25 protein-coding genes and 1 pseudogene are annotated in these 23,152 nt (G+C 64.7%); 12 read left to right on the forward strand and 14 right to left on the reverse strand.

Translation table 11 applies throughout. The features are described from left to right. Window positions 1–86: 86 nt before the first annotated feature. Window positions 87–2,258: a phospholipase C, phosphocholine-specific gene (locus DCN14_RS31510; RefSeq protein ID WP_096508435.1), complete on the reverse strand. Its 2,172-nt coding sequence runs from the start codon at window positions 2,256–2,258 to the stop codon at window positions 87–89. Between the two features lie 230 nt (window positions 2,259–2,488). On the opposite strand from DCN14_RS31510, the gene DCN14_RS31515 reads away from it, so the two are divergent. Beyond that, window positions 2,489–3,397 carry a LysR family transcriptional regulator gene (locus DCN14_RS31515; RefSeq protein ID WP_096508434.1) on the forward strand — a complete coding sequence of 303 codons (909 nt, stop codon included), beginning with the start codon at window positions 2,489–2,491 and terminating at the stop codon, window positions 3,395–3,397. Window positions 3,398–3,506: 109 nt separating this feature from the next. On the opposite strand, the gene DCN14_RS31520 is transcribed toward DCN14_RS31515, so the two are convergent. Then, window positions 3,507–5,147, reverse strand: a complete 1,641-nt coding sequence (locus DCN14_RS31520; protein WP_096508433.1) for an L-lactate permease — start codon at window positions 5,145–5,147, stop codon at window positions 3,507–3,509. A gap of 659 nt (window positions 5,148–5,806) precedes the next feature. On the opposite strand from DCN14_RS31520, the gene DCN14_RS31530 reads away from it, so the two are divergent. Then, the gene (locus tag DCN14_RS31530) at window positions 5,807–6,124 is read left to right on the forward strand and encodes a DUF4148 domain-containing protein (RefSeq protein ID WP_096508431.1); all 318 of its coding nucleotides are present in this window, start codon (window positions 5,807–5,809) and stop codon (window positions 6,122–6,124) included. Window positions 6,125–6,222: 98 nt separating this feature from the next. Here the strand turns inward: DCN14_RS31530 and gshA are convergent, their stop codons facing one another. The 3 genes from gshA to ada form a co-directional block, all read right to left on the reverse strand. Then, window positions 6,223–7,836 carry a glutamate--cysteine ligase gene (gshA, locus tag DCN14_RS31535; RefSeq protein WP_162826261.1) on the reverse strand — a complete coding sequence of 538 codons (1,614 nt, stop codon included), beginning with the start codon at window positions 7,834–7,836 and terminating at the stop codon, window positions 6,223–6,225. Window positions 7,837–8,311: 475 nt separating this feature from the next. Beyond that, window positions 8,312–9,286, reverse strand: coding sequence for an AlkA N-terminal domain-containing protein (locus DCN14_RS31545; RefSeq protein WP_096508428.1), 975 nt, complete (start codon window positions 9,284–9,286; stop codon window positions 8,312–8,314). Then, window positions 9,283–10,374 (reverse strand): bifunctional DNA-binding transcriptional regulator/O6-methylguanine-DNA methyltransferase Ada, encoded by a 1,092-nt coding sequence (gene ada, locus DCN14_RS31550; RefSeq protein WP_096508427.1) that lies wholly within the window; start codon window positions 10,372–10,374, stop codon window positions 9,283–9,285. Before ada ends, DCN14_RS31545 begins: the two co-directional genes overlap by 4 nt. Window positions 10,375–10,813: 439 nt before the next feature. On the opposite strand from ada, the gene DCN14_RS31560 reads away from it, so the two are divergent. After that, on the forward strand, window positions 10,814–11,227 hold the full coding sequence (locus DCN14_RS31560; protein ID WP_096508426.1) for a VOC family protein: 414 nt from the start codon (window positions 10,814–10,816) through the stop codon (window positions 11,225–11,227). Window positions 11,228–11,237: 10 nt separating this feature from the next. On the opposite strand, the gene DCN14_RS31565 is transcribed toward DCN14_RS31560, so the two are convergent. The 3 genes from DCN14_RS31565 to speG all read right to left on the reverse strand — a co-directional run bounded on the left by DCN14_RS31565 (window position 11,238) and on the right by speG (window position 13,359). Further along, window positions 11,238–11,792, reverse strand: coding sequence for a YaeQ family protein (locus tag DCN14_RS31565; protein WP_096508425.1), 555 nt, complete (start codon window positions 11,790–11,792; stop codon window positions 11,238–11,240). Between the two features lie 176 nt (window positions 11,793–11,968). Then, the gene (locus DCN14_RS31570) at window positions 11,969–12,316 is read right to left on the reverse strand and encodes a hypothetical protein (RefSeq protein WP_096508424.1); all 348 of its coding nucleotides are present in this window, start codon (window positions 12,314–12,316) and stop codon (window positions 11,969–11,971) included. A gap of 500 nt (window positions 12,317–12,816) precedes the next feature. Further along, window positions 12,817–13,359 carry a spermidine N1-acetyltransferase gene (speG, locus tag DCN14_RS31575; RefSeq protein ID WP_096508423.1) on the reverse strand — a complete coding sequence of 181 codons (543 nt, stop codon included), beginning with the start codon at window positions 13,357–13,359 and terminating at the stop codon, window positions 12,817–12,819. 153 nt (window positions 13,360–13,512) lie between these two features. Between speG and DCN14_RS38495 the strand changes: the two genes are divergently transcribed. From DCN14_RS38495 to DCN14_RS39065, 4 genes and pseudogenes are all read left to right on the forward strand, one after another. After that, complete coding sequence (locus tag DCN14_RS38495; RefSeq protein WP_162840546.1) at window positions 13,513–13,683, forward strand: hypothetical protein; 171 nt, start codon at window positions 13,513–13,515, stop codon at window positions 13,681–13,683. A 102-nt stretch (window positions 13,684–13,785) separates the two neighbouring features. Then, window positions 13,786–14,034 (forward strand): DUF2795 domain-containing protein, encoded by a 249-nt coding sequence (locus DCN14_RS31580; RefSeq protein WP_096508422.1) that lies wholly within the window; start codon window positions 13,786–13,788, stop codon window positions 14,032–14,034. 60 nt (window positions 14,035–14,094) lie between these two features. Then, a pseudogene (locus tag DCN14_RS31585) lies at window positions 14,095–14,462 on the forward strand (diguanylate cyclase); the annotation flags it as partial. Window positions 14,463–14,611: 149 nt separating this feature from the next. Next, a complete protein-coding gene (locus tag DCN14_RS39065) occupies window positions 14,612–14,734 on the forward strand; it encodes a hypothetical protein (RefSeq protein ID WP_269431974.1) in 123 nt (40 codons plus the stop codon). A 71-nt stretch (window positions 14,735–14,805) separates the two neighbouring features. Here the strand turns inward: DCN14_RS39065 and DCN14_RS31590 are convergent, their stop codons facing one another. Next, the gene (locus DCN14_RS31590) at window positions 14,806–15,018 is read right to left on the reverse strand and encodes a hypothetical protein (RefSeq protein ID WP_143331734.1); all 213 of its coding nucleotides are present in this window, start codon (window positions 15,016–15,018) and stop codon (window positions 14,806–14,808) included. Between the two features lie 258 nt (window positions 15,019–15,276). On the opposite strand from DCN14_RS31590, the gene DCN14_RS31595 reads away from it, so the two are divergent. From DCN14_RS31595 to DCN14_RS31610, 4 genes are read left to right on the forward strand one after another with little or no spacing between them, the layout of a single operon-like run. Further along, window positions 15,277–15,975 carry a PAAR domain-containing protein gene (locus tag DCN14_RS31595; protein WP_096508420.1) on the forward strand — a complete coding sequence of 233 codons (699 nt, stop codon included), beginning with the start codon at window positions 15,277–15,279 and terminating at the stop codon, window positions 15,973–15,975. Further along, window positions 15,947–16,492, forward strand: coding sequence for a hypothetical protein (locus DCN14_RS31600; RefSeq protein WP_096508419.1), 546 nt, complete (start codon window positions 15,947–15,949; stop codon window positions 16,490–16,492). The genes DCN14_RS31595 and DCN14_RS31600 overlap by 29 nt, the downstream gene beginning before the upstream one ends. Before the next feature lie 4 nt (window positions 16,493–16,496). Beyond that, window positions 16,497–17,213, forward strand: coding sequence for a M35 family metallo-endopeptidase (locus DCN14_RS31605; protein ID WP_096508418.1), 717 nt, complete (start codon window positions 16,497–16,499; stop codon window positions 17,211–17,213). Continuing rightward, a complete protein-coding gene (locus DCN14_RS31610; RefSeq protein WP_115531470.1) occupies window positions 17,214–17,678 on the forward strand; it encodes an OmpA family protein in 465 nt (154 codons plus the stop codon). It begins immediately after the preceding gene. 137 nt (window positions 17,679–17,815) lie between these two features. Here the strand turns inward: DCN14_RS31610 and mnmE are convergent, their stop codons facing one another. Further along, window positions 17,816–19,210 carry a tRNA uridine-5-carboxymethylaminomethyl(34) synthesis GTPase MnmE gene (gene mnmE, locus DCN14_RS31615; RefSeq protein WP_096508417.1) on the reverse strand — a complete coding sequence of 465 codons (1,395 nt, stop codon included), beginning with the start codon at window positions 19,208–19,210 and terminating at the stop codon, window positions 17,816–17,818. A 338-nt stretch (window positions 19,211–19,548) separates the two neighbouring features. Between mnmE and DCN14_RS31620 the strand changes: the two genes are divergently transcribed. Next, entirely contained in the window at window positions 19,549–19,986 is a 438-nt protein-coding gene (locus DCN14_RS31620) for a transcriptional regulator (RefSeq protein WP_096508416.1), read from the forward strand. A gap of 115 nt (window positions 19,987–20,101) precedes the next feature. Here DCN14_RS31620 and yidC read toward each other — a convergent pair whose 3' ends face one another. The 4 genes from yidC to rpmH all read right to left on the reverse strand — a co-directional run bounded on the left by yidC (window position 20,102) and on the right by rpmH (window position 22,731). Then, window positions 20,102–21,769 (reverse strand): membrane protein insertase YidC, encoded by a 1,668-nt coding sequence (gene yidC, locus DCN14_RS31625; RefSeq protein ID WP_096508415.1) that lies wholly within the window; start codon window positions 21,767–21,769, stop codon window positions 20,102–20,104. 8 nt (window positions 21,770–21,777) lie between these two features. Next, window positions 21,778–22,044 carry a membrane protein insertion efficiency factor YidD gene (gene yidD / locus DCN14_RS31630; protein ID WP_006750110.1) on the reverse strand — a complete coding sequence of 89 codons (267 nt, stop codon included), beginning with the start codon at window positions 22,042–22,044 and terminating at the stop codon, window positions 21,778–21,780. A gap of 75 nt (window positions 22,045–22,119) precedes the next feature. Next, a complete protein-coding gene (gene rnpA, locus DCN14_RS31635; RefSeq protein ID WP_096508414.1) occupies window positions 22,120–22,581 on the reverse strand; it encodes a ribonuclease P protein component in 462 nt (153 codons plus the stop codon). Window positions 22,582–22,596: 15 nt separating this feature from the next. Continuing rightward, complete coding sequence (gene rpmH, locus DCN14_RS31640) at window positions 22,597–22,731, reverse strand: 50S ribosomal protein L34 (protein WP_004198824.1); 135 nt, start codon at window positions 22,729–22,731, stop codon at window positions 22,597–22,599. Window positions 22,732–23,152: the final 421 nt, after the last annotated feature.

Genomic DNA, 23,152 nt, shown 5'->3' on the forward strand with positions numbered 1-23,152 from the left:
CCGGAATCCGGATGAAACCGACCGGCACGCGGCGTCGCGCGGCGGCGGACAAGCAGGCCGCCGAACCGCGCGACGCCGGCTTGCCGTCAGGCCGTCTGCTTGAGCGGCCCCGGATCGCTCTGGCTCGGCCGGCCCGTCTCGACGTGGCCCGCGAAGCGGCGCACGACCTTGTCGTCGCCGCCGCGCAGCGTCGTCGCGGTGATCGTCAGATCGTACCAGCCGTGGCTCGACGACAGCTCGAAGTGATCCTCGATGCGCTCGCCCGGCGCCAGCGTGTAGCTGCGCGCATGCGCGTGGCTGTATGCATTGTCGACGACCACACGGCAGCTCGCGCGCCCGCTGTTGCGCAGTTGCAGGTACACGTGACGGTTGCGCACGTCGTAGCCGATTTTCGCTTCCGGGTTCGCGTGGCGGGCGTCAGCGGCCAGCCGCGTATTGCCCTGGAATTCGCACAGATAGCCGTTCGGGCCATACGCGGCGAGATGGTAGTCGCCGCCCGCGGCCGACGTGCTCCACGTATCGGCGAACCGGTCGTGCGACGACACCGCATAGCGGCGCGGCGGCGTCGCCGGATTGCGGCGGTCGTACACGTAGAACGCGGCGCCCGCATCGCCCGAATTCGCGAAATCGAGCGATACAGCGTCGTCGCGGCCGTTCACGCGGGCATGCACGAACAGTTCGTACGGCAACGCACGTGCCGGACGCGTGCCCGCTTCCTGCGCCGGCATCGACTGCTGCGCGGGCACCTGGTACGCCTGGCCGGCCGTCGCGATGTGCTGGGGCACCGTGAAGCTCGCCGTGCGCGTGTCGGGGCGCGCGGAGAAGTCGAACGCCGACGTGAGGTCGCCGCAGATCGACCGGCGCCACGCGCTGATGTTCGGCTCCTTCACGCCGAAGCGCGCTTCGAGGAAACGCAGCACCGACGTATGGTCGAACGTCTCCGAGCAGACCCAGCCGCCCTTCGTCCACGGCGAGATGATGATCAGCGGCACGCGCGGCCCGAGGCCGATCGGCTGGATGCCGCCCGGGTCCGCGCCCGGCACGAGCGGGCTCATCTCGCCCGGATACTTGTTCAGGTCGAGCAGTTCGTCGCCGAGGTTCGACAGCAGGTTCGACGACACGATGCCCTGGCCGCCCACACCGCTCGTGACCGGCGGCACCGGCGGCACGACGTGGTCGAACAGCCCGTCGTTCTCGTCGTAGTTCAGGATGAACACCGTCTTCGCCCACACCTCGGGGTTCGACGTCAGCGCTTCGAGCACCATGTCGATGTAGAACGCGCCGTCGGTCGGCGACGCCTGCGGGTGCTCGCTGTACTTGTACGGCGCGACGATCCACGACACCTGCGGCAGCCGGTTCGCCTGCACGTCCGCCTTCAGCTCGGCGAGCGTGTGATCCGACGCGCCCTTGTCGACGAGCGGGCCGCTCGCGCCTTCCTTCACCTGGAAGCGCTTGAAGAACATCAGCGAATTGTCGGTGTAGTTGTCGGTCGGGTCGCCCGGAATGCCGGTGCCGCCCTGGTACAGCTTCCAGCTGATCTTCGCGTTCTCGAGGCGTTCCGCGTAGGTCGTCCACGTGTAGCCGTTCACATCGTCGCGCTCGCCGATGCCCGGGCCGTTCGGCGGGTTGCCGTAGACGTTGCGCGGGTCGATCGTGCCGGTCCACAGATAGATGCGGTTCGGCGCCGTGTCGGCGTGCGCGGAGCAGAAGTACGAATCGCAGATCGTGAACGCGTCGGCGAGTGCGTAGTGGTACGTAAGATCCTGGCGCTTCAGGTAGCCCATCGTCAGGACATCCTGCTTCTGGTTCACCCACTGGTCCCACTGGCCGTTGTTCCAGGACAGATGGCCGCTGCTCCAGCCGTGGTTGGTGCCCGGCTGGAATTCGGTCGTCTGCTTCGGATCGAGGTAGAACGGCAGCACGTACGGCGCGGCCGGATCGAGCCCGCGCGAATGGTAGTTCTTCGTGAACACCGACGCCGGCGGCTGCTGCCACACCGGCGCGCCGCTCGGCAGCAGGTGCGGGCGCGGGTCGTTGAAACCGCGCACGCCGCGCAACCCGCCGAAGTAATGGTCGAACGAGCGGTTTTCCTGCATGAAGATCACGACGTGTTCGACGTCGCGGATCGTGCCGGTGCGATACGCGGCCGGCATGGCCAGCGCGTTGCGGATGGCCGGCGGAAAGCCGGCGTAGGCGGCCATCGCGCCGGCCGACTGGGCGGCGAGGCGCAGGAAATCGCGTCGATTGGTGGCGGACATGAAGAAGATCCTGTTTGTCGTAGGAGGGATGGCGCCGGTCGAGCGGGGCCGGCGGTCGGTGCGTTGCCGCTATTAGTCCGCACCGGCATGTCCCGGCCGTGACCGGTTCCAGCAGGTTTCTTGCGCTCACCCCCAGCTTTTTTGCGAAGCGGCGCACAACGCGCCTTTCATCCGGCCGACATACGCATGCGCTACGCTGACGCGCGATACAGAGGGGGAGAAGCCGAGTCGTGTTCGATCAGCTGAAGGCGTTCCATGCGACCGTCCGGCAGGGCAGCATCACGCGCGCCGCGCGCCACCTCGGCGTGAGCCAGCCGACGATCGCCGCGCAGATCCGGCAGGTCGAGCAGCTGTACGGCGTCGAGTTGTTCTACCGCAGCGGCCGCAAGCTCGAGGTCACCGAGACCGGCATCGAGCTGCTGCCGCTCATCGAGAAGATGATCGCGCTCGAAGCGCAGGCCGACGTCACGCTGCGCAACATCGGCGGCCTGTTCGAAGGTCAGTTGCGGATCGGCGCGACCGGGCCGTACTACATCATGGATGCGGTCGGCCGTTTCTCGCACGCGCATCCATCGATCGCGCTCACGTGCCGGATCGGCAATTCCGAGGAAATCCTGCAGGCGCTGCACGAATTCCGCATCGATCTCGCGGTGTCGTCGCAGCGCAATGACGCGGAAGGCCTCGAACGCAAAGTGATCTCGACCGATCCGCTGGTGCTCGTCGTGCATCGCGACCATCCGCTCGCGCGCTTCGACGCGATCGACGCCGCGCAGCTCGCCGACGTGCGGCTGCTGATTCGCGAGGAAGGCTCGGTCACGCGCCGCTGCACGGAGACGATCCTCGCATCGGCCGGCGTCGCGGCCACCTCGGTCGCCGAGATCGGCAGCCGCGAAGCGATCCGCGAGGCCGTCCTGCACAGCGTCGGCGGGAGCCTCTTTCCGCGCGGCGAGGCCGAGCGTCATCCGGACCTGCGCGTCGTCGAGCTGCGCGGTGTCGACACGACGATCGACGAATACGTGTACTACCTGAAGGCGCGCCGCCACAGCCCCGCGATCGATGCGTTCCTCGCGTGCATCCTGCCGGCGCAGCATGCAGCGCACGATGCGATGCCTGCAACGCGGCAGGTGAACGCGCGCTGAGCCGCCGCGCGTTCACCGGTTCCGCGCCCTTCCATCGTCTTTCCGGCGCTATTCCCGCGCCTTCCCTCGTTGTTTTCCTCGTGCCTTCCTTCCTGCCCTGCGCCGCGCGTTACTTCGGCAGCGCCGGGATCATCCACGTCAGCACGTGCTGCTGCAGGAACACCAGCACGCCGAGCAGCAGCGTGAGAATCACGCTGTGCCAGAAGGTGCGCGCGAACACGACGCCCTCCTGCCCCTTCAGGTCCGTCGTCGACACGCCCGTCGCGATGTTCTGCGGCGAGATCATCTTGCCCATCACGCCGCCGGACGAGTTGGTCGCGGCCATCAGCACCGGATCGAGGCCGAGCTGCCGGGCGGCGACCACCTGCAGGTTGCCGAACAGCGCATTGCCCGACGTATCGCTGCCGGACAGGAACACCGCGATCCAGCCGAGCGACGCCGACACGAGCGGGAACAGCGCGCCGGTCGACGCGACGCCGGTGCCGAGCGTGTAGCTGATCCCCGAGTAGTTCAGCAGGTACGCGAGGCCGACGATCATCATCACCGTGACGATCGCGATCCACGTCTGCCGCCACGTCTTGACCACGCATTCGAAGAACGCGCCGATGCCCGTGCGCGTCATCGCGGCCGTGATGATTGCCGACACGAGGATCGCGGTGCCGGTGCCGAGCGGCTGGAAGTCCCAGACCGCCGCATACGGCTTGTGGTACAGCGACACGAACACCGTGTTGTGCAGGCCCGGCCACTTGATCTTCACGTCGCCGATCGCGGCGATGTTCGCGTGCACCCAGACGATCACGACCACCGACACGACGATCCACGGCAGCCAGCCGCCGAAGCCCGCACGCGCGGCGCCGGCCGTCGCGGGCACGCTGCGCGCGAGTGCGTATTGCGGATCGGGCTGCGGCTTCCACACCTGCAGGAAGCCGATCGTGACGATCAGCGACGTGAGCGACGCCAGCACGTCGGTGAGCTGATAGCCGAGGAAGTTCGACGTGACGAACTGCGCGATCGCGAAGCTGCCGCCGGACACGAGCAGCGCGGGCCACAGCTTCGCAATCGAGCGCAGGCCGCCATACGCGCCGACCACGTAGAACGGCAGCAGCAGCGCAAAGAACGGCAGTTGCCGGCCGACCATCGCGGCAAGCGTGGTCGGCGGCAGCGACGTGACCGCGCCGAGCACGGTGATCGGCACGCCGAGCGCGCCGAACGCGACCGGCGCCGTGTTGAACAGCAGCGTGTAGGTGAGCGCTTCGAGCGCGGGGAAGCCGAGTGCGATCAGCAGCGCGCTGGTGATCGCGACCGGCGTGCCGAAGCCCGAGATCCCTTCGAGCAGGCAGCCGAACGAGAACGCGACGACGAGCAGCACGAGGCGCCGATCGTCGGGCAGGTTGTCGAGCATCCACTGCCGGAACTGGTCGAAGCGCCCCGACTTCACCGCGATGTTGTACAGCAGCAAGGCGTTGAAGACGATCCACATCACGGGCACGACCGCGAGCGCCATGCCGGCGCCGACCGCGTTGAGCGCGAGGCCGGCCGGCATGCCCCACGCGCCGATCGCGACCGCGAGGCCGGCGACGAGCCCGGCCAGCGACGCCTGCCACGCCGGCCGGCGCAGCACGCCGAGCGCGATCAGCGCGACCGCGATCGGGATCACCGCGACGAGAAACGACAGGAACAGCGAGTTGGCGACGGGCGTCAACGGCTGTGCGAACAAGATGCCGGGCGGCAGGGCTGCAGTGGGATTCATCGTGTCTCCGTTGTCGATTGGAGTCGGCGCTTTAGCGCTTACTCCAATCCCATGCTTTGCGGTCGATTGGAGTCGGCGCTTTGGCGCTTACTCCAATCCCATGCTTTGCGGTCGATTGGAGTCGGCGCTTTAGCGCTTTACTCCAGTCCCATGCTTCGCGGTCGATTGGAGCTGGCGCTTGGGTGCTTGCTCCAGCCCCATGCTCCGTGGCCGCTCGGATGCCGGCAGGACTTGGCGCTTCGGCGCGTGCTCCGATTCTTGCGGCTTGTGCAGTCGGCGATAGCCTGCGCCGTCGCGCGTGCTTCGCCTCGTGCCAAGTGTTCGTTCCACGGACGCGACGATCCCCGACGTTTGCGCATGCAACCATGCGACAGCGCCGACCGATCGGTCGCTTAAAAAGGTTAGGAGGCGCATCGCGCTTGCACAAGGGGGGACAAGCCCGATGCGCGGCGCCCGCGACACGCCGCCGGCCGCACGATGAACGGCCGATGGCGGCTGGCTGACGCGCGCGCCAGCCAGTCGCCGCAATGTTGCACAGCCGGCAAAGGTGCCTGACGGCGAGCGGGATGTTTCGTTTGGCGTCCGAAGCCTAGACTGGCTGCATCGATTCCGCCCGCGCCGACGAATGCGCGGCGCCGGAACTTCACGGAGCAAACACCATGAAAACCATGAAACTTGCGGCCTGCACGTTACTGCTGATCGGCTCGGCCGTGGCCGCCCAGGCCCAAGCCCAGGCCGCGTCGACGCTGACGCGTGCGGACGTTCGCCAGGAACTCGTGGAATTGCAGGCCGCCGGCTACCGGACGAGTCTCGCCAGCAGTCCCGACTTTCCGCAAAACATGCAGGAAGTCATGCAGCGTGCCGCGCAGGCGCGCGGCGACGCGGCCGGCTACGGCAGCAACGGCCATGCAAATGTGGAATCGGGGAAGCCGGCGCTGCCGCAGGTGGTCGATCGCGACACGTACGCGCATCATTGATGCTTGAAGCGGGAGAAACCGGGACGAGCGCATGAGCGCGCTACAACCCGGCCCGCAGCCGGCCGGCCCGCTGCGCGTCGCGCAGCGGGCGGCGGCGATCAAACGCTGAAGCGGTTCAGCGTGTACGCACGATAGGCCGCGACGAACGCGTCGAACGATCCGGCCTCCTTCGCCTCCAGTTCGGCCTGCTCGGCGAGCGACTTCGCGGCAAGCGCCTGCTCGGCGCGCATCGTATCGGCCGAAGGCGGATTCGCACGGAAGTGCGCGGCATGCACTTCGCTGTGCGCGAGCGCGAAGTCGAGGAACGACTGCCCGTTCTCGCGCATCGTACGCAGCACGCGCGCCGACGGTGTACGCTCCGGATCCGCAAGCTTCTCGCGCTGCGCGGCGATCGCGCGCACATGCTCGTCGCCGCCACGAATCTCGTCGAGCCGGCGCCCGATGGTCTCGATATCGGCCATCAGGTCGTCCGCCCACGCCTGCAGCGTGACCGGCTGGCCGTCGCGCGTCAGCGTGAGCCCCGGCTTGCGGCCGTCCATCGTCACGCTGCCGAAGTTCGCATTCGCTTCCTTGTACGCATCGCAGTCGAGCATCGGGCTGTCGTCGAGCGCGCAGGCGAGCAGGAACGCGTCGATGAAGCGCGCGGTGTCGAGCGCGATGCCGGTCGGTTCGAACGGGTCGATGTCGAGGCAGCGCACTTCGATGTACTGCACGCCGCGCGACGCGAGCGCATGCAGCGGACGCTCGCCCGAATACGTGACGCGCTTCGGCCGGATCGTCGAGTAGAACTCGTTCTCGATCTGCAGCACGTTCGTGTTGATCTGGATCCACTCGCCGTCGCGGTGCGTGCCGATCGCCTCGTACGGCGGATACGCTTCGCTCACGGCCTTCGACAGCGCGTCGAGATAACCGGGCAGCGTGTTGTAGTCGACGTGCAGCGCGGCCTGCGCGGTCGTGTTCGAGTAACCGAGGTCGCTCATCCGCAGGCTCGTCGCATACGGCCGGTACAGCGTATCGGCATCGAATGCGTTGAGCTTGTGCGGCTTGCCGCGCAGGAATTTCGCGTCGAGCGCCGGCGATGCGCCGAACAGGTACATCAGCAGCCAGCTGCGGCGGCGGAAGTTGCGGATCTGCGCGAGATAGCGCTCCGACTGGTAATCGACGAGCGTGGCCGTCGACCCTTCTTCCGCATGCAGGCGCCGCCACACTTCCTCGTGCAGCGAGTAGTTGTAGTGGATACCGGCGATGCACTGCATCGTGCGGCCGTAGCGATACGCGAGGCCGCGGCGGTACACCGTCTTCAGGCGGCCGATGTTCGACGTGCCGTAATCGGCGATCGGAATGTCATCGTCGGCCGGCAACAGGCCCGGCATCGAGTCGTTCCACAGCATCTCGTCGCCGAGCGACGCATACACGTAGCGGTGCAGATCGTCGAGACGCTCGAGCGTGATCGATGCGTCGGGTTCCGCCGGCGTGATCAGTTCGATCAGCGCTTCGGAATAGTCGGTCGTCAGTGACGGGTGCGTGAGTGCCGAACCGAGTGCGCGCGGATGCGGCGTGAACGCGATCATCCCGTCGCGCGTCACGCGCAGGCTTTCCTTTTCGATGCCGCGCAGGCCGTCGGGCAGATGCTGCCGCGTCGGGCCCGAGCTCAGCGCTTCGAGACGATTCAGCAGCAGTTCGGACTGGCGGTGAGTCATGGTGTTCGACATGGAGACGCAAGTGCGTGACGGCCGCGTGCAGAACGCCGCGCGCGGCCGGCTGGATTATTGGTCGCTTCGTTGGTAGCGGGCACTTTAACATCTCGCCGTAACACGCGCTTGAGGCGGCTCAGGGCAGGCCGCGCGCGGCGCGGCGGGCCGCCGGACGGAGCGATGGCGGCCATCATGTCGCGCACGGCCGGCTTCGCGTCGATGCCGACGCGCGTGGCGATCGATGCGAATTCGTCGGACGGAACACGGCGTGCACCTCTGCGGCGACAGGTGCAACCGGCGCTACCGAACCCGTCAACCCGTGCTCGCCGTACGCGAATCGCGCCGTGCATTCGACATGGCCCGAGCCGGATTCGCCGAATCGCGCACAGCGGGCGTAACCATGAGGAGGCCGACCGATCCGCCCGGCGTTCGCCCTGCACGAGCTGCATCGCGGCGGCGCTCGTTCACCCCGGGCGACCGGCTACCACGCCCTTCACCCGCCGCGCGCGCCGCCGGCCCGGTCCGCCACGTCGTTCCACAAATGCAGCGCCGCATACGCGCGCCACGGCCGCCAGCCTTCGGTGCGATGCTTCTGGCTCGCGAGCCGGTCGAGCGACGGATCGCGCGCGGTGATCGACTGCATCAGCACGAGATCGGACGCCGGCCACGCGTCGGGGTCGCGCCATGCGCGCATCGCGATGTATTCGACGGTCCACGGGCCGATGCCCGGCAGATCGAGCCATGCGCTGCGCAGCGTGCCGAGATCGGCATGCGCGGGGTCGAGCGGCACGTCGCCGGCCGCCACCGCGCGCGCCATGCCCGTCAGCGCCGCCGCCCGCTTGCCGGGCATCCCGATCTTCTGGAGATCGCACGCAGCCAGCGCGTCCGGCGTCGGAAAACGCCATGCGGGCACGCCGTCCGGCGCGGCCGTGCCGCCGTCATGCGCGACGCGCTCGCCCGCCCGTTCGACGAGCCGGCCGACGATCGTCGTCGCCGCCTTCACGCTCACCTGCTGGCCGACGATCGCGCGCACCGCGAGTTCGAACCCCGACCAGGCACCCGGCACGCGCAATCCCGGCGCGGCCTCGACGAGCGGCGCGAACCACGGATCGCGCCCGAGCGCGCCGCCGATCGCGGCCGGATCGGCGCCGAGGTCGAACATCGACGCGACGCGACGCGCGAATGCGTCGTCGACACGACGCGCGGCCGCCCCTTCGACCGTCGCGATCAGGCAATGCCTGCGCGGATGCTTCGTGACGGTGAGCCGGCCCGCGTCGCCATGCAGATCGACGATGCGGCGATACACGCCGTCGACGACCTGCTCGACGCCCGGAATCGCACGTCCGCTGAAGAAGCGCAGCATGCGCGCCCAGTCGTACGGCGCCTTGAAGCGCAGTTCCATCTGCGCGGACGGCGGCACATGGCCGCCGTTCGCGATGGACGTGATCATGGTTTGTTCAATGCTCAAGCTGCGTTGCCCTCCGCAACGACATCGGTTTCATCGCCGTGCGCATGACGCGCCTCGGATGCGAGCAGCGTCGCCTTGCGGCGCACGCCCCAGCGATATCCGGCGAGCGCGCCGCCCTTCTGCACGACACGGTGACACGGAATCGCGAGCGCGACCGGGTTCGACGCGCATGCCGACGCGACGGCCCGCACCGCGCGCGGCGAGCCCAGCGCCTCGGCGATCTCCGAATAGCTGCGCGTTTCGCCGTACGGGATATGCGTGAGCGCTTCCCACACGCGCTGCTGGAACGCGGTCGGCGCGATGTCGAGCGGCAGGTCGAACGCGTGCCGCGTGCCGTCCAGGTACGCCCGGATCTGCGCGACGAACGGCGCGAGCCGCGACGGCGCTTCGACCAGCTCGGCGCGCGCGAACGCGTCCGTCAGCTCGGCGACGAGCGCGGCCGGCGCGTCGCCGAACGCGATCCGGCAGATGCCCTGTCCGGTCGCGGCGACGAGCACCGTGCCGAGCGGCGTCGCCGCGGTCGCATAGTCGATCCGCAGGCCGGCGCCCTGGCGGCGGAACGCGGACGGCGCCATCCCGAGCTCGCGCGGCACCGATGCATAGAGCCGCGACGGCGAATTGAAGCCCGCGTCGACGGCGGCCTGCGTGACCGGCTGCCCGCTTTGCAGCGCCTGCCGCAGCGCGGCGCCGCGCTGCGCGGCCTGATACTGTCGCGGCGACACGCCGACCACGCGCTTGAAGAGCCGCTGCAGATGGAACGGGCTCACATGCACGGCGTCGCTCAGTTGCTGCAGCGTGAGCCGCTCGGCATGCGCGTCGAGCACTGCGCACGCGCGATTGACGATTTCCAGCTCGCGCGGCAGCCCTTCCGGCTGGCAGCGCTTGCACGGCCGGAACCCGGCTGCACGTGCGGCGGCCGGATCGGCAAAGAAGGACACGTGCTCGCGCCGCGGCAGCCGCGACGCGCAGCTCGGGCGGCAGAACACGCCGGTGGTGCGCACGGCATAGAAGAACGCACCGTCCGCATGCGGATCGCGGGCGGTCACGGCGCCCCAGCGGGCATCGTCGGTCGGATAGGCGGTTTTCATCTGAACCTCGCACTCTCTAGTGTAGATGGTGCCTACTCTAGACATCGGCACATGCCGTCGCGCCCTGAATCTTGCTCTGTGATTCGCGTCGGCGAAAGCGGGGCATAAACCGGGGGCATATCGCAATCGGTCGATCGGACGAAAAGCCGCGCCGGCGCTGTCCGGGCGCCGCTTTCGTCATCATCCCGTCACGCTTTTGCTGCAGTGCGGCTGCGACAAATCGCCGTCCTGACGATTTTTTACACTCGAAATATTGCAACGCACCATCGCCGTGTGTATAGTTGGAACTGTCTCCTCCATGTCTCCTCCTGATATGGATTAAGCCCGTTCCGCTCTGCGTGAACGGGCTTTTTTTCGTCCATCGCTCGTGGCCGTTCCGGCGCGCGTCGCCGGTGCGGTCTACACTCGGTGCACGCTGTCCGCGAAGGAGTGCCCGTTCATGAAACCGACCATCCGCGCGATCGATCACGTCGTGCTGCGCGTGACCGACATGGCCGCGATGACGCGCTTTTACTGCGATGCCGTCGGCTGCCACGTGGAAAAGGAACAGCCCGACCTGGGCCTCGTGCAATTGCGCGCGGGCGACGCGCTGATCGACCTGCTGTCGGTCGGCGGCCCGATCGATCGCCCTGACAGCGGCCCGCCGGGCACGGGACGCAACCTCGATCACCTGTGCCTGCGCGTCGAGCCGTTCGATCCCGCCGCGCTGACCGAGCATTTCGCCGCCTGCGGCGCGCGGCCCGGCGCCCCCGCCGAACGCTACGGTGCGGGCGGCTACGGGCCGTCGATCTATCTGTTCGATCCCGAAGGGAACATGCTGGAATTCAAGGGGCCGCCCGCCGCGCCCGGCTGAGCGCGAGAGTTCACGCGTCCGCGCGCGCCTTCAGCACCGTCCACTCGACCGCGACGGGATCGTGGTCCGCGCTCGAGATCCATGCGGCGCCGTCCTGCACCGTGCACTGCAAACGCATCGTGCGCTCGGCCAGCTGCCCGAGCGCAGTCGCGACGCCGTCGGCCAGCGACAGCACCTGCACGTTGCGCAGCCGTTCGACCTTGCTGCGCACGCCCTGCCACCAGATATCCGACGTCTTGCCGCCGTATGCGATCACCGTAACCTGTCCGGCGCGGCCGGCAGCCTTCGAGATGCGCCGCTCGTCGGGCTGGCCTGCCTCGATCCAGACGTCGATCGCGCCCGTCAGATCCTTTTGCCACAGATCGGGTTCGTCGACGTCCGACAGCCCCTTGGAGAACTCGAGACGCTCGTGCGCGAACAGCGCGAACGCGACGATGCGCACCATCATCCGGTCGTCGGTTTCCGACGGGTGACGTGCAACCGTCAACGCGTGATCGGCGTAGTAGTGCCGATCCATGTCGGCGATTTGCAGTTCGGCTTTGTAGATCGTGGATTTCAGCGCCATGCGGATGCGGCCCGGGCGGGCATTCGGTTCGGTCGGGTCGTGATGATACCGAATGCGCGCCGCCCGGCGCTCGATGCGTGCGCCACAGCACGACGGCCCGGCATCGGCCGGGCCGCATTCAGGCCGCGCCGCCGGCGTGCACGGCCGGAGCGCGATGGCGAGAGGTACGCTGCGGGTTATTGCTTTACGAAGCGCGAATCGGTCCAGAGGCCTTGCTGGTCGCTGTTGTCGGCGCTCACGAACTGCACGTCGCCCTGATCGACCGACACCACGCGGAAGCGCTGGCCTTCCGGCACCGACAGGCAACGGTAGTCGTCGAAGTACTGCTGCCTCGCCTGCGACTTGCCGTCACGCTCATGACTCAGTACGGAGTCCAGATTGTCTTTCGACAGACAGCCCCATGCATTCTTCGTCAGCTGGATTTCCTGCTTCGGCTTGACGGCCGAATCACCGTCTGCCTGGGCAATCGACACGAAGGAAAATGCGCCGACAAGGGCGAAAAGGACACCGGCTCGCTTCATCATATTTGTCTCCAGGCTTGCGGGCACCAAGCTGGGTTAGCTATGTGTTTAAAGGTGATCGTGAACCCGCGTTTTTCACTTTAGAAGACCGGCAAGCGATATCAAGCACATTTGTTGTGCGATCGCAATAGCGGCCGATTGTCGCACCCTGCGCGCCGCCGGATTTTCGCGTGCCGCGCATGCGCGGCGACGCTTGCCGCACCGCGCACAGGCCCGTACCGCCGAGCGCAAAGCACTGCCCGACAAGGCTTTCAGCAAAATTACAACACGCCGATTGAACGGTTTGGATAATTCATTTCAATATCGGCGCGACTTTGATGCATCGCACCTAAAGTCGTCCGAAACGATATGAATTTACCGCAGTGCGGGGTGGCCATTACCTGATACAAGAAAAATGCCAGGTATAAGCGTTCTCGTATTTACCCGGATTTCCCCGCATGCGTCGCACCCGCGGCAGCATGGCCGAGCGGTGAATTCCGGCATGTGCTTCTACCCGGATTTATTCAGTCCGTTTGTGCATGCTCGAAATAATCGCGCTGGAAGATGCACATGCGATATGCGTTGTGATACGCGCCGTTTCCGAAAAATTCTTCCTTCAATTCCGCCTCGTGCTGGAACCCGCATTTCTCGTACACGTGGATCGCCGCGGCGTTCGACGTATCGACGATCAGGTACAGCTTGCGCATGTTCAGCACCTTGAATGCGTACTCGATCGCGAGACGCGTCGCCTGGCCCGCATAGCCGCGGCCCTGGCATTGCGGCGCGATGATGATCTGGAACTCGCCGCGACGGTGGATGTAGTCGAGCTCGATCAGTTCGACGAGACCCACGAGTTCGTCCTGCGTATCGACCGCGACGAAGCGGCGCTCGCGCTGGTCGTGCACGTGGCGGTCATACAGTTGCGACAGCTCCGAGAAGGTTTCATACGGCTCCTCGAACCAGTAGCGCATGATTTTCGCGTCGTTGTTCAGTTCGTGGACGAAGCGCAGATCCTGGCGCTCCAGCGGCCGCAATGCGAGCGTGTGGTTGTCGTTCTGGAGTTGCATGTTCGTGTCCTTTTTTGATGTCCGCGCGCGTGTAAAACGCGTCGGCGCCGCTGCGCCGAACGCCGCGCGTTTTGCGTTGTAAGAAGTTGACCGCGGGCCGAGTTCAGAGCCTAGAATGGGGACAACGGTTCCTGCCACCGCAAGGAGGCTATCGTGATCGAGCAAGTCATACTCGGCATTTTCCTCGTGCTGCCACTCGTGATCGTGGCTGCGCTGTTCTCCGACGAGCTTTGGCAGGAACATCGGCGCCAGCATCCGCGCGACGAAAACGCACCGCACATCGACTGGAAGCATCCGTGGCGCCGCGCGCGGCGCGGGCACTGAACCGATCGTCATCCCCGTGCAGGGCGCCCGGAGCGGGCCGCCCCGAACGGTGCAACGCCTTCCGCATCGAACCGATCCCCGCTCAACCCGCGAGACGACGACGTGAACGACAAACCCCTACTCCCGGCGCACGATATCCCTCACGAAACGATCGATCTGCAGATCGCCGACGTACTCTCGGCGGTCCGCTATCCGGCCAACAAGGATGCGATCGTCGACGCCGCGCGCGACGCCGGCGCGAGCAACGAAGTGCTGTCGATGCTCGACGGCCTGCCCGAGCAGGATTACGCGGACGTCGATGCCGTCACGCACTGGGTCGCCGGCAACTTCGGGCCCGGCCTCGGTATTTGAGCACACGCCAATAACGCGATAGGATCGGGCCGCACCGGGTCGTGCAGCGGCCGGCTGCATGCCGCCGCGCTGCTGTGCGCGCTCGCGCTGAACGTGACGCTGCCGCCCGCGTTCCGTCCGCCCGGCAGCGCGGCCGTGCTGCCCGTGAACGGGATCGCGCTCGTCGTCTGGATACTCAATGCGCTCGCGCTCGTTGCCGTGCTGGCCGCGGGCCGGTTGCGCACGACGCTCGACATGTGGCTCGCGATCGCGATGCTCGCCTGCCTCACCGACACGACGCTGAACCTGCTGGGCGTTTGAGTGTGAGCGTCGGATGCGCGACCGTGTCGCAGGATGCGTTGTCGACGCCCGACGCATTGATCGAGGCCGCCGATGCCGCGTTGTATCGCGCGAAGGATGCGGGGCGAAACCAGGTCGTCACGGCCTGAAAACGTCTGCGGATTGGCAATTTGTTACGGTCATTGTGACCGGAATAATCCGCCGTTACGGATTGCGGAACGGGGAAACGATCGCTTACAGCCGGTGTTGACGGCGCTCGCTATGCTGGGTTCATCTCGAATCCAAGCAGGTGAACGCGATGAAGAAAACCCTTTTGCTGATTGCCAGCGTCGCCGTGTTGCTGAGCGGCTGTATCGTGGTGCCTGACGGTGGCGGGTATTACGGCGGTGGCGGGTATTACCACCATCGTCATTGGGATTGATGCAGGCACGGATCCGGATGCGTCGATGAGCGTCTTCCGAGGCACGATCGACGATCCGGATCGCGACGCAATCAAGCCGCCTTGGTCACGCCCGCGTGCATCAGAAATACCTCTAGCGCAGCGAGCGTTTCGCAGTGGAAACGCTCGAGCCGCGCATCCTTTTTCGCGTCCTTGATCGGGTTGCCTCGCGCATCCCGTTTGTACGGCTCGCCCAGCAGTTCGGCCATGTCGAACTGATAGTAGGTGTGGTCGCCGTACGGCCGCTTGCCGTCGATATAGGACATCGGCCAGAAATCCCCTTTGCCCAACACATCGTCGATCGCTTGCGCATCGACCGTCGTCCAGTTTGCGCCTCTGAGCAACTCATCAAATCTTGCCGCTCAATCGATGCGATTTCATGCACCCGGCTGACACAACCCGTAAAACGGAACAATTCCTAGTAGTTATAGATTCCTAATCATATTTGTCTGGTTGATCCAAGTTTCTTACCTGGAATAGCGTCTCTAGGCGGGCCATTCCACTTACCGAGACGGGAATATCGGATGAAAAACGAACACAAAGCACCAACGCATCTTTTCGTGACCATTGGTTCACTCACGGAACGCGGAGGACGCGTCAGTACAGCAACCAGCGGCCTCGAGTTGGCCGGACTGCAAGTGGCCCGCGTGGGAGACGTAGTGACCTACGACGACGGCAGCGAAGCCGCAATTGTTGACGGGGCCGGGAGTACCCACAGCAACGGCAAACCATTTGCGTTGGTCGGCAGTCGCTTGAGCAACGGCGACCGCATTACCGAAACGCTGCGCACCTCATGGGGCATTCATGTGCCGCAGGGGCAGCGCGTTCCCGGACTGTTCGATCCTGCCTATGTGCCGCCGCCCCCACCGCGCACTTACCGACTAGCGGTACGTGGTGCGACGACGGCACGCGGTGGCGTATTGCGCGAGCCGTCTGGCACATTGGAGGCAGGGCAGCACCTGGGTAAGGCGGCGACCGTAGGCGACGCAATCCACTATCCCGACGGTTCGACCGCGCACATTGTGAGTGGACTGGGTTTAACCGATCGTCCTGACTTCACGCTACTTGCCTTTGTCGGCAGCGAACTCGATAACGGCGACACGATCACTGATAGTCCCGAGCGAGAGGGGACTGCCTCCTCCGTTGTTTTTGAAATCGTCTTCAGTTCACTCCAGCCGCGCCGAGGTCGTCGCGATGATTCGCTACTTTCTCGCCAAAGGTGATCGCGCCAGGAATGCGGTGATTGTCGAAGGGCTCGACAGTGTGACGTGTTCGAACCCACCTCCGAGCGTCAGTATCGCCACGCTCGATATGAAAACCTACTGTACGGCGTGCGAGCGCGACGGATACATCGCACCGGTGGGGCCGCGCTGGCCGGGTACAGGCCCGAACGGCAAGCAGTGGGCATTGAGCGGGGATATCAATGTCTGCGGCTGCAATCCGTCGCCGGTCTTCTATGCCGAGCGCGGCATGCGAATGATCTTCACCGCCGCCGAGGTCGAGGCGTTGAACGGACAAAGGCCCGGCGCCGCCCACTTGTCGCCCGTGCCACCGGATGCCACGCACGATGAGCAATACATCTTGCTCGATCAAACGGGCCGCCGACTTGCAAACGTCTGCTATCGAATCGTCGCCGAGACGGGGCAAATCTTCAATGGGACCACAGACTCCGCTGGGCAAACCTCTCGAATCGCTACAGACGCAGCAGCATCGTTGAAAATCTATACAACTGGACATTGACGAAATGAACAACTTTTCGGACAAAAGCGAATACGATTTCGACGTTGGCGAAAACAAGGAATGGTTTCTTGTTCATTCTGGCGCTGTCACGAACACAAACCCAAGATCGATGGTCTACGTATCAATTGATACGACGCCGATTTGCCCGAACATGACTGATAGAGAATTCAGGATTATGGCGTCACGGCTGATAAAATGGGCCATCATTTTGGTTGAGCGCAGAGTCGCTGATTTAAATCTATACAACGAAAAAACAAAAGAGAGGATGATGTATTGGTTCAACCGATGCGATAAAAATACACAACAATATCTTCTCGAAGGCTTTACACGCCACCTATCCGTTCTCAAAACGCTTTCCCCACACAATCTCGTTCGATCCGACCCGAACCTGGATCGAATGCTCGGCTGCGTACCCAACACGAGCAATCTGGACCTTGAGGCCGCTCACGTGTGCGGCCCAAATACTGAACGCAGACTTATAAGTATCAGCATGAAATTTTGCGACGGCTTACATGATCAGAGCATGTTCAGAGATTCCCGTCTATCCACCCTCATTCACGAAGTAACACATTTCACGGATACCTTCGGAAGTGGCGACCCTCGATACGGGCTCGATCCCACTGCGGTTATGTGGGCACGAGAAAATCCAGACCTGGCACTGCGAAACGCGGATACACTCACCGGGTATGTGATCTATGGCGAAGAAAAATTTACAAAATAAATGAGCGCATTAAATATGATGACTCGGATCGCAACGGTAGCAACCTCTATTGCAATCTCACTTTCCCTGCCCACGCTTGCGACGGCAGAATGTCGTGGCTCACAAAATCTACCATCGCAACAATTCTTCGTTTCCTTTTCACAAAATAGTTTTGAGATTTCAGAATCCGAACGAGTCAAATTGAATCAATGGATTTCAAAAATGAACTCAAGATATCCAATTCAAAATTGGATCGATGTGATTGGCAGCGCATCAAAAAATGAAGTCAACTACGACCTACTTGCACGGAAGCGAGCCACCGAGGTGGCAAAAATCGCCATAGGCAATGGTCTGATAAATGCACCATTTCAAATACAGACGGAGATTTATCCGGCGAGCAGCATAGCCGAAGCAACCTCAGATGCCCGTGAAGTTACCGTTCAAGTGAGCCCAGGGTGCTCCGACAACTGTTGTGATGGCATGTAATCTCGCTTGCCGCCAGTCACATTCTTGAATACCCAACCAGCGGATGGGTATTGATGTGCTCGTACAAGCTGCGCCCCTGCCCACCTCGACGAGCACCTCGCGTCCATAGACTTGCTCCGCAACCTTGCGACGACCGGTTATTTCCCGATACAAAACCTGCTGAAAATCACCCCCAGCAGATCGTCGGAAGTGAACTCCCCCGTAATCGCATTGAGTTGCTCCTGCGCGAGCCGAAGCTCCTCGGCAAAGAGATCGAGCGACTGGGCCCTTTGCTCCGCATGATCGGCCGCTTGCGCCAGATGTTCCTGCGCGGCGCGCAGCGCAATGAGATGTCGCTCACGCGCCAGATAAACGCCTTCAGCCCCTGCCTGCCACCCCGCGATCCGCAGCAGTTCCGCGCGCAGCATGTCGATCCCGTCGCCGCGCTTCGCCGACAGATGCACTTCCGTCAGGTCGCCTTCCGCCGCCGGATGCTCGACGCAAGCCGGCACCCCGGTGAGATCCGTCTTGTTCAGCACGCGCACCACCGGCACACCGCCCGGGAACCGCGCGGCGATCGTCTCGTCGTCCGCCGTCATCCCCGTGCGCGAATCCAGCAGATGCAGCACGACATCCGCGCGCTCGATCTCGCTCCACGTGCGCGCGATCCCGATGCGCTCGACCTCGTCCTCCGTCTCGCGCAGCCCGGCCGTATCGATGATGTGCAGCGGAATCCCTTCGACCTGGATCGTCTGCGCGACCTTGTCGCGCGTCGTGCCCGCGATCGGCGTGACGATCGCCAGCTCCGCGCCGGCCAGCGCATTCAGCAACGACGACTTGCCGACGTTCGGCTGCCCCGCCAGCACCACCGACAGCCCCTCGCGCAGCAGCGCCCCCTGCCGCGCATCGCCGAGCACGTGCGCCAGTTGCCCGCGAATCTTCGCGAGCTTGCCGCGCGCATCGGCCGCCTCCAGGAAGTCGATTTCCTCTTCCGGAAAATCGAGCGTCGCCTCGACCAGCATCCGCAGCGTGATCACGTCCTCGACGAGCGCATGGATCTGCCGCGAGAACGCGCCGTCCAGCGAGCGCCCGGCTGAGCGCGCCGCCGCCTCGGTGCTCGCCTCGATCAGGTCGGCGACCGCCTCGGCCTGCGCAAGGTCGAGCTTGTCGTTGAGAAACGCACGCCGCGTGAATTCGCCCGGCTCCGCGAGCCGCAGCCCGAAGCCACGCCCTGCATCGAGGCAGCGCTGCAGCAGCAGCTGCATCACGATCGGCCCGCCGTGCCCCTGCAATTCCAGGACATGCTCGCCGGTGTACGAATGCGGCGTGGGGAAATACAGCGCGATCCCGCGGTCGAGCGGCGCGCCGTGCTCATCGAGGAACGGCACGTAGCTCGCATGGCGCGGCGCAAGCCGCTGCCCGCACAGCGCGTCGATCAGCGGCAGCGCGGCCGCCTCGCCGCCGCGCCCGAACGACACGCGGACGACGCCGATACCGCCCCGGCCGGCAGCGGTGGCAATAGCGACGATCGGATCGGAATCGGTAGCGAGCATGGGAATCGGATAAATCAGGTAATCAGAGGATGAATGCTGCGCCCGCGCAACAGTTCGGGCACTGGAACGTCGGCATTGTAGCGTGCCGGCCCGCGCGCCAGCGGGCGCCACATCGGTATCGGACTCGCCCGAATTTATCCCGCCGGAGCTAAGTCGAGTATCAATGGGGCGCCGTCACACGCGGCCTGTTTCGGACGAGTATGCCCGTTGTAGGGGTTCGACGCTGGGGCCCCCAATTGCGCCGCCCGCGCCGGATCGGGTTGGGATTCGTCTGAATAGGATACGTTTATCTCATATGGTTGTCTGAGACACGTCGGTGGAATTGCACAATCACCCCCATGCCGACACCCGAAGAAAAAGCGGCGTTCTCGGAACGCCTGAAATTCGCCTTGCGGCGCAGCCCCGACAAGGTCGCCGGTGCGACGGAGCTCGCGAACCGGTTCAATCTGCGCCATCGCGGTGCGCAGCCGGTGTCGCCGCAAACCGCGCACAAATGGCTGACGGGCCGCACGATTCCGACACCCGACAAACTCGAAACGCTCGCCAACTGGTTGCGCGTCGAACTGCACTGGCTGCACTACGGCCCGTCGCCGAGCGCGAACGAGCACACGACGCCGCAACCGCTGCCGCGTGACGAACACTATCCGCCGACGCCCGAAACGATCGAACTCGCGTCGAAGATCGAAGCGCTACCGCCGCATCAGCGTTACCTCGTTCAGGAACTGATCGAACAGTTCTACGGCAGCGAACCGAAGCCTGAAGCGAAGAAGGCCTGACCGGGCACGTTCGACGCACGCCCCCCCGCCAGAAACAAAAAAGCCGCATGGATGAAACCATGCGGCTTTTCTACGTGCATCGCGGGCGGCTCGCCGCCCGCGTGTGCCACGAGCGTCAGGCCGGCTTCTTCTTGCCGCCGCCGAGCTTGCGCGTGATGTAGTACTGCTGCGCGATCGACAGCACGTTGTTCACGACGTAGTACAGCACCAGACCAGCCGGGAAGAAGAAGAACATCGCCGAGAATGCGATCGGCATGAACTTCATCATCTTGGCCTGGACCGGGTCCGGCGGCGTCGGGTTCAGGCTCGTCTGCACGAACATCGAGACGGCCATCAACACCGGCAGGATGAAGAACGGATCGCGCTGCGACAGGTCGTGAATCCACAGAATCCACGGCGCGCCGCGCATTTCGACCGATGCGAGCAGCACCCAGTACAGCGAGATGAACACCGGGATCTGGATCACGACCGGCAGGCAGCCGCCGAACGGATTGACCTTCTCGGTCTTGTACAGCTCCATCAGCGCCGAGTTCATCTTCTGCGGATCGCCCTTGAAGCGTTCGCGCAGCGCCTGCATCCGCGGCGTGATTTCCTTCATGCGCGCCATCGACTTGTAGCTCGCAGCCGACAGCGGGAAGAACACGGCCTTGATCAGCAGCGTGAGCAGCACGATCGCCCAGCCCCAGTTGCCGACATAGCTATGGATCTTCTCGAGCAGCCAGAACAGCGGCTTCGCGATGATCGTCACCCAGCCGTAGTCCTTCACGAGTTCCAGACCCGGCGCGATGCCTTCGAGCATGCGCTCTTCTTCCGGACCGGCGAACAGGCGCGCCTGCACGTCGGCCGACTGGCCCGGAGCGATCGTCGCGACCGGCTCCTTCACGCCGACGCGATACAGCGCCGGATCGATCTTCTCGGCGTAGATGTCGCGCTTCACGCCCTGCTGCGGAATCCAGGCCGACGCGAAGTAGTGCTGCACCATCGCGACCCAGCCGTTGTCGGCGGAAGTCTCGTAGTCGGCCTTGTTCTTGTCGAGGTCGCTGAAGTTGATCTTCTGGAAGTGCTTCTGGTTCGTGTAGACCGCCGGCCCGAGGAACGTGTGCGAGAACATCGGCGTTTCGACAGCCGTGTTGTCGCGCACCAGTTCCATATAGACCGTCGGCGTGACAGGCGCCGTGCCGACGTTGTCGATCTTGGTGTCGACGCCGATCACGTAGCTGCCGCGCGTGAACGTGTAGGTCTTCACGACCTTCACGCCGCCCTTCACCGGCGATTCGAACGACAGCTTCAGCGTGTTCTGGTCGCCCGTCAGCGACGTCGGGCCCGCATTGACCTGCGTGTAGACGTCGTTGTGGTTCGGGAAGTCGCCACCGAGCAGGCCCGTGCGCGCCAGATACGTGTGGCCCGCCGTGTGGTCGAACAGCGTGATGTACAGGTCGGGCTGCTTGCCGTCGCCCTGCTTCTTCAGCGTCAGCTTTGCCAGCGTGCCGCCGCGCGTGTCGATTTCGCCGTCGTACACGTCGGTCGAGAACTTCACGAGCTGCGCCTGCGCGGCCGGCGCCGTCGTCGACGGTGCGGCGCCGGCTGCGGCGGCAGGCACTTCACCTGCGGTCGTCGTCGTCGCGCCCGTGCCCGACGCTCCGCCTGCTGCGGCCGCGGGGGCCGTCTGCGTAGCGCTCGGGAAGAACATCGACGGGCGTCCATGGGACCGCTGCCAGTTGTCGTACAGCATGACAGCTGACATGAAGAAGATCACCCATAGGACGGTGCGTTTGATATCCATGCGTTGTCTCAGAGTCGATGGGACCGCGCGTCGGCTTCGCCGCGAGCGCGAGTGTCGGAGTTGGGCGGCGGGACGAGGTCGATACCGCCCGCGGAAAACGGATGGCATCGGCACACGCGCCTGACGGCGAGATACGTGCCGCGCGCGGCGCCATGATACTGGATTGCCTCGCGCGCGTAATCCGAACAGGAAGGATAAAAACGGCAACGGTTGCCGAGCATCGGGCTCACGGCAACCTTGTAGAAGCGCAGCAAGGCGATCAATACCGTTTCCATACCTTGGGCGGCGCCGTACGACGCCGCGTCAAAACCGGCCGGGCAGGCGCGAACGCCGCACCACGGACGGATGCGTCACTCGGACGCGGGCTTCGACGCCCGGCGCGCGATTTCCCGGGCTGCCCTGTCGAGCAGCTCGCGGATTTCGGCCGCGCACATCGCCGCGAGCGGGGCGGAAGCCGCGCTCGGCAGCGCTTTCTTGTCGAAGCGCGTGTGCTGCCGCAGCAGCAGGTCGTAACCGGCGAATTCGGCCCGGCGCAAGCGAAACGCATCGCGCGCAAGCCGCTTCACGAGGTTACGCGTTACCGCGCGCGGCGCATACTTCTTGCCGACGACGAGCCCCAGACGGGCAGGCTCGCCGGTCGGCTTGCCGTAGATCACGAAGTGCGCGGAACGCCGCCAGGGGCGCAAACGAAAAACGGATGAAAATTCATCCGTTTTCAGAAGTCGCGCAGCTTTCGGGAAGGCGGCTTTCGTCTGCGACGGATTCGCACCCGGCTCGACGGCACCTTCCGCAGGACTGCGGACGGCGGACACAGCGCGCAACCTGCCTTAGATGGCGAGGCGCTTGCGGCCCTTCGCGCGGCGAGCGTTGATGACCTTGCGGCCACCTGCCGTCTTCATACGGACACGGAAGCCATGGGTGCGCTTGCGGCGCGTCACGGACGGTTGGTAAGTACGTTTCATGATGTTCTCACTTGTTCGAGAATGTCGAAATTCAGGGGACCGCGTGCCCTTAACCGGAGGCATTCGGGCGAACGCAATCGCCGGGAATACAGGATTGGTTTTCGCGGAACCCGCTATTTAAACCGTTTTTCTCTTGGCGGTCAATACTTTAGGCGTCGTCCGCCTGTGCCGGCCTCCGCCGATCCGGCCCCGCGGCCCACAGCCACAGCCTGTGGATAACTCCCGCTGTGGCCGCGTTTGGCGTTAGAATCTCGCCTTATCTCCAAGAATCCCGCACGCCGCTTCGGCGCCCGCCTGCCGCTGCACGACTGTGACGCAGGCGTCCGAGGCACGCTCGCACGACCGCTTCGGGCCTTGTTGCGCAACCGCCACAAGGGCGCCGGCGAGCCGCGCTGTGCATGCAAAAAACGACAGTTACTTG

This window comes from Burkholderia sp. IDO3 (genome assembly GCF_003366075.1).
Classification (GTDB): Bacteria; Pseudomonadota; Gammaproteobacteria; order Burkholderiales; family Burkholderiaceae; genus Burkholderia; species Burkholderia anthina.

Excerpts from the sequence above, each read along its gene's own strand:
- DCN14_RS31620 (WP_096508416.1), top strand. The coding sequence starts at position 19,549 with ATGCCGACACCCGAAGAAAAAGCGGCGTTCTCGGAACGCCTGAAATTC.
- DCN14_RS31590 (WP_143331734.1), bottom strand. The coding sequence starts at position 15,018 with ATGTCCTATATCGACGGCAAGCGGCCGTACGGCGACCACACCTACTAT.
- yidC (WP_096508415.1), bottom strand. The coding sequence starts at position 21,769 with ATGGATATCAAACGCACCGTCCTATGGGTGATCTTCTTCATGTCAGCT.
- ada (WP_096508427.1), bottom strand. The coding sequence starts at position 10,374 with ATGAAAACCGCCTATCCGACCGACGATGCCCGCTGGGGCGCCGTGACC.
- DCN14_RS31520 (WP_096508433.1), bottom strand. The coding sequence starts at position 5,147 with ATGAATCCCACTGCAGCCCTGCCGCCCGGCATCTTGTTCGCACAGCCG.
- gshA (WP_162826261.1), bottom strand. The coding sequence starts at position 7,836 with ATGTCGAACACCATGACTCACCGCCAGTCCGAACTGCTGCTGAATCGT.
- yidD (WP_006750110.1), bottom strand. The coding sequence starts at position 22,044 with ATGGAAACGGTATTGATCGCCTTGCTGCGCTTCTACAAGGTTGCCGTG.
- DCN14_RS31560 (WP_096508426.1), top strand. The coding sequence starts at position 10,814 with ATGAAACCGACCATCCGCGCGATCGATCACGTCGTGCTGCGCGTGACC.
- DCN14_RS31605 (WP_096508418.1), top strand. The coding sequence starts at position 16,497 with ATGAACAACTTTTCGGACAAAAGCGAATACGATTTCGACGTTGGCGAA.
- speG (WP_096508423.1), bottom strand. The coding sequence starts at position 13,359 with ATGCAACTCCAGAACGACAACCACACGCTCGCATTGCGGCCGCTGGAG.
- DCN14_RS31610 (WP_115531470.1), top strand. The coding sequence starts at position 17,214 with ATGAGCGCATTAAATATGATGACTCGGATCGCAACGGTAGCAACCTCT.
- DCN14_RS31570 (WP_096508424.1), bottom strand. The coding sequence starts at position 12,316 with ATGATGAAGCGAGCCGGTGTCCTTTTCGCCCTTGTCGGCGCATTTTCC.
- DCN14_RS31565 (WP_096508425.1), bottom strand. The coding sequence starts at position 11,792 with ATGGCGCTGAAATCCACGATCTACAAAGCCGAACTGCAAATCGCCGAC.
- rpmH (WP_004198824.1), bottom strand. The coding sequence starts at position 22,731 with ATGAAACGTACTTACCAACCGTCCGTGACGCGCCGCAAGCGCACCCAT.
- DCN14_RS39065 (WP_269431974.1), top strand. The coding sequence starts at position 14,612 with ATGAAGAAAACCCTTTTGCTGATTGCCAGCGTCGCCGTGTTGCTGAGC.
- DCN14_RS31600 (WP_096508419.1), top strand. The coding sequence starts at position 15,947 with ATGATTCGCTACTTTCTCGCCAAAGGTGATCGCGCCAGGAATGCGGTG.
- DCN14_RS31510 (WP_096508435.1), bottom strand. The coding sequence starts at position 2,258 with ATGTCCGCCACCAATCGACGCGATTTCCTGCGCCTCGCCGCCCAGTCG.
- DCN14_RS31595 (WP_096508420.1), top strand. The coding sequence starts at position 15,277 with ATGAAAAACGAACACAAAGCACCAACGCATCTTTTCGTGACCATTGGT.
- DCN14_RS31530 (WP_096508431.1), top strand. The coding sequence starts at position 5,807 with ATGAAAACCATGAAACTTGCGGCCTGCACGTTACTGCTGATCGGCTCG.
- mnmE (WP_096508417.1), bottom strand. The coding sequence starts at position 19,210 with ATGCTCGCTACCGATTCCGATCCGATCGTCGCTATTGCCACCGCTGCC.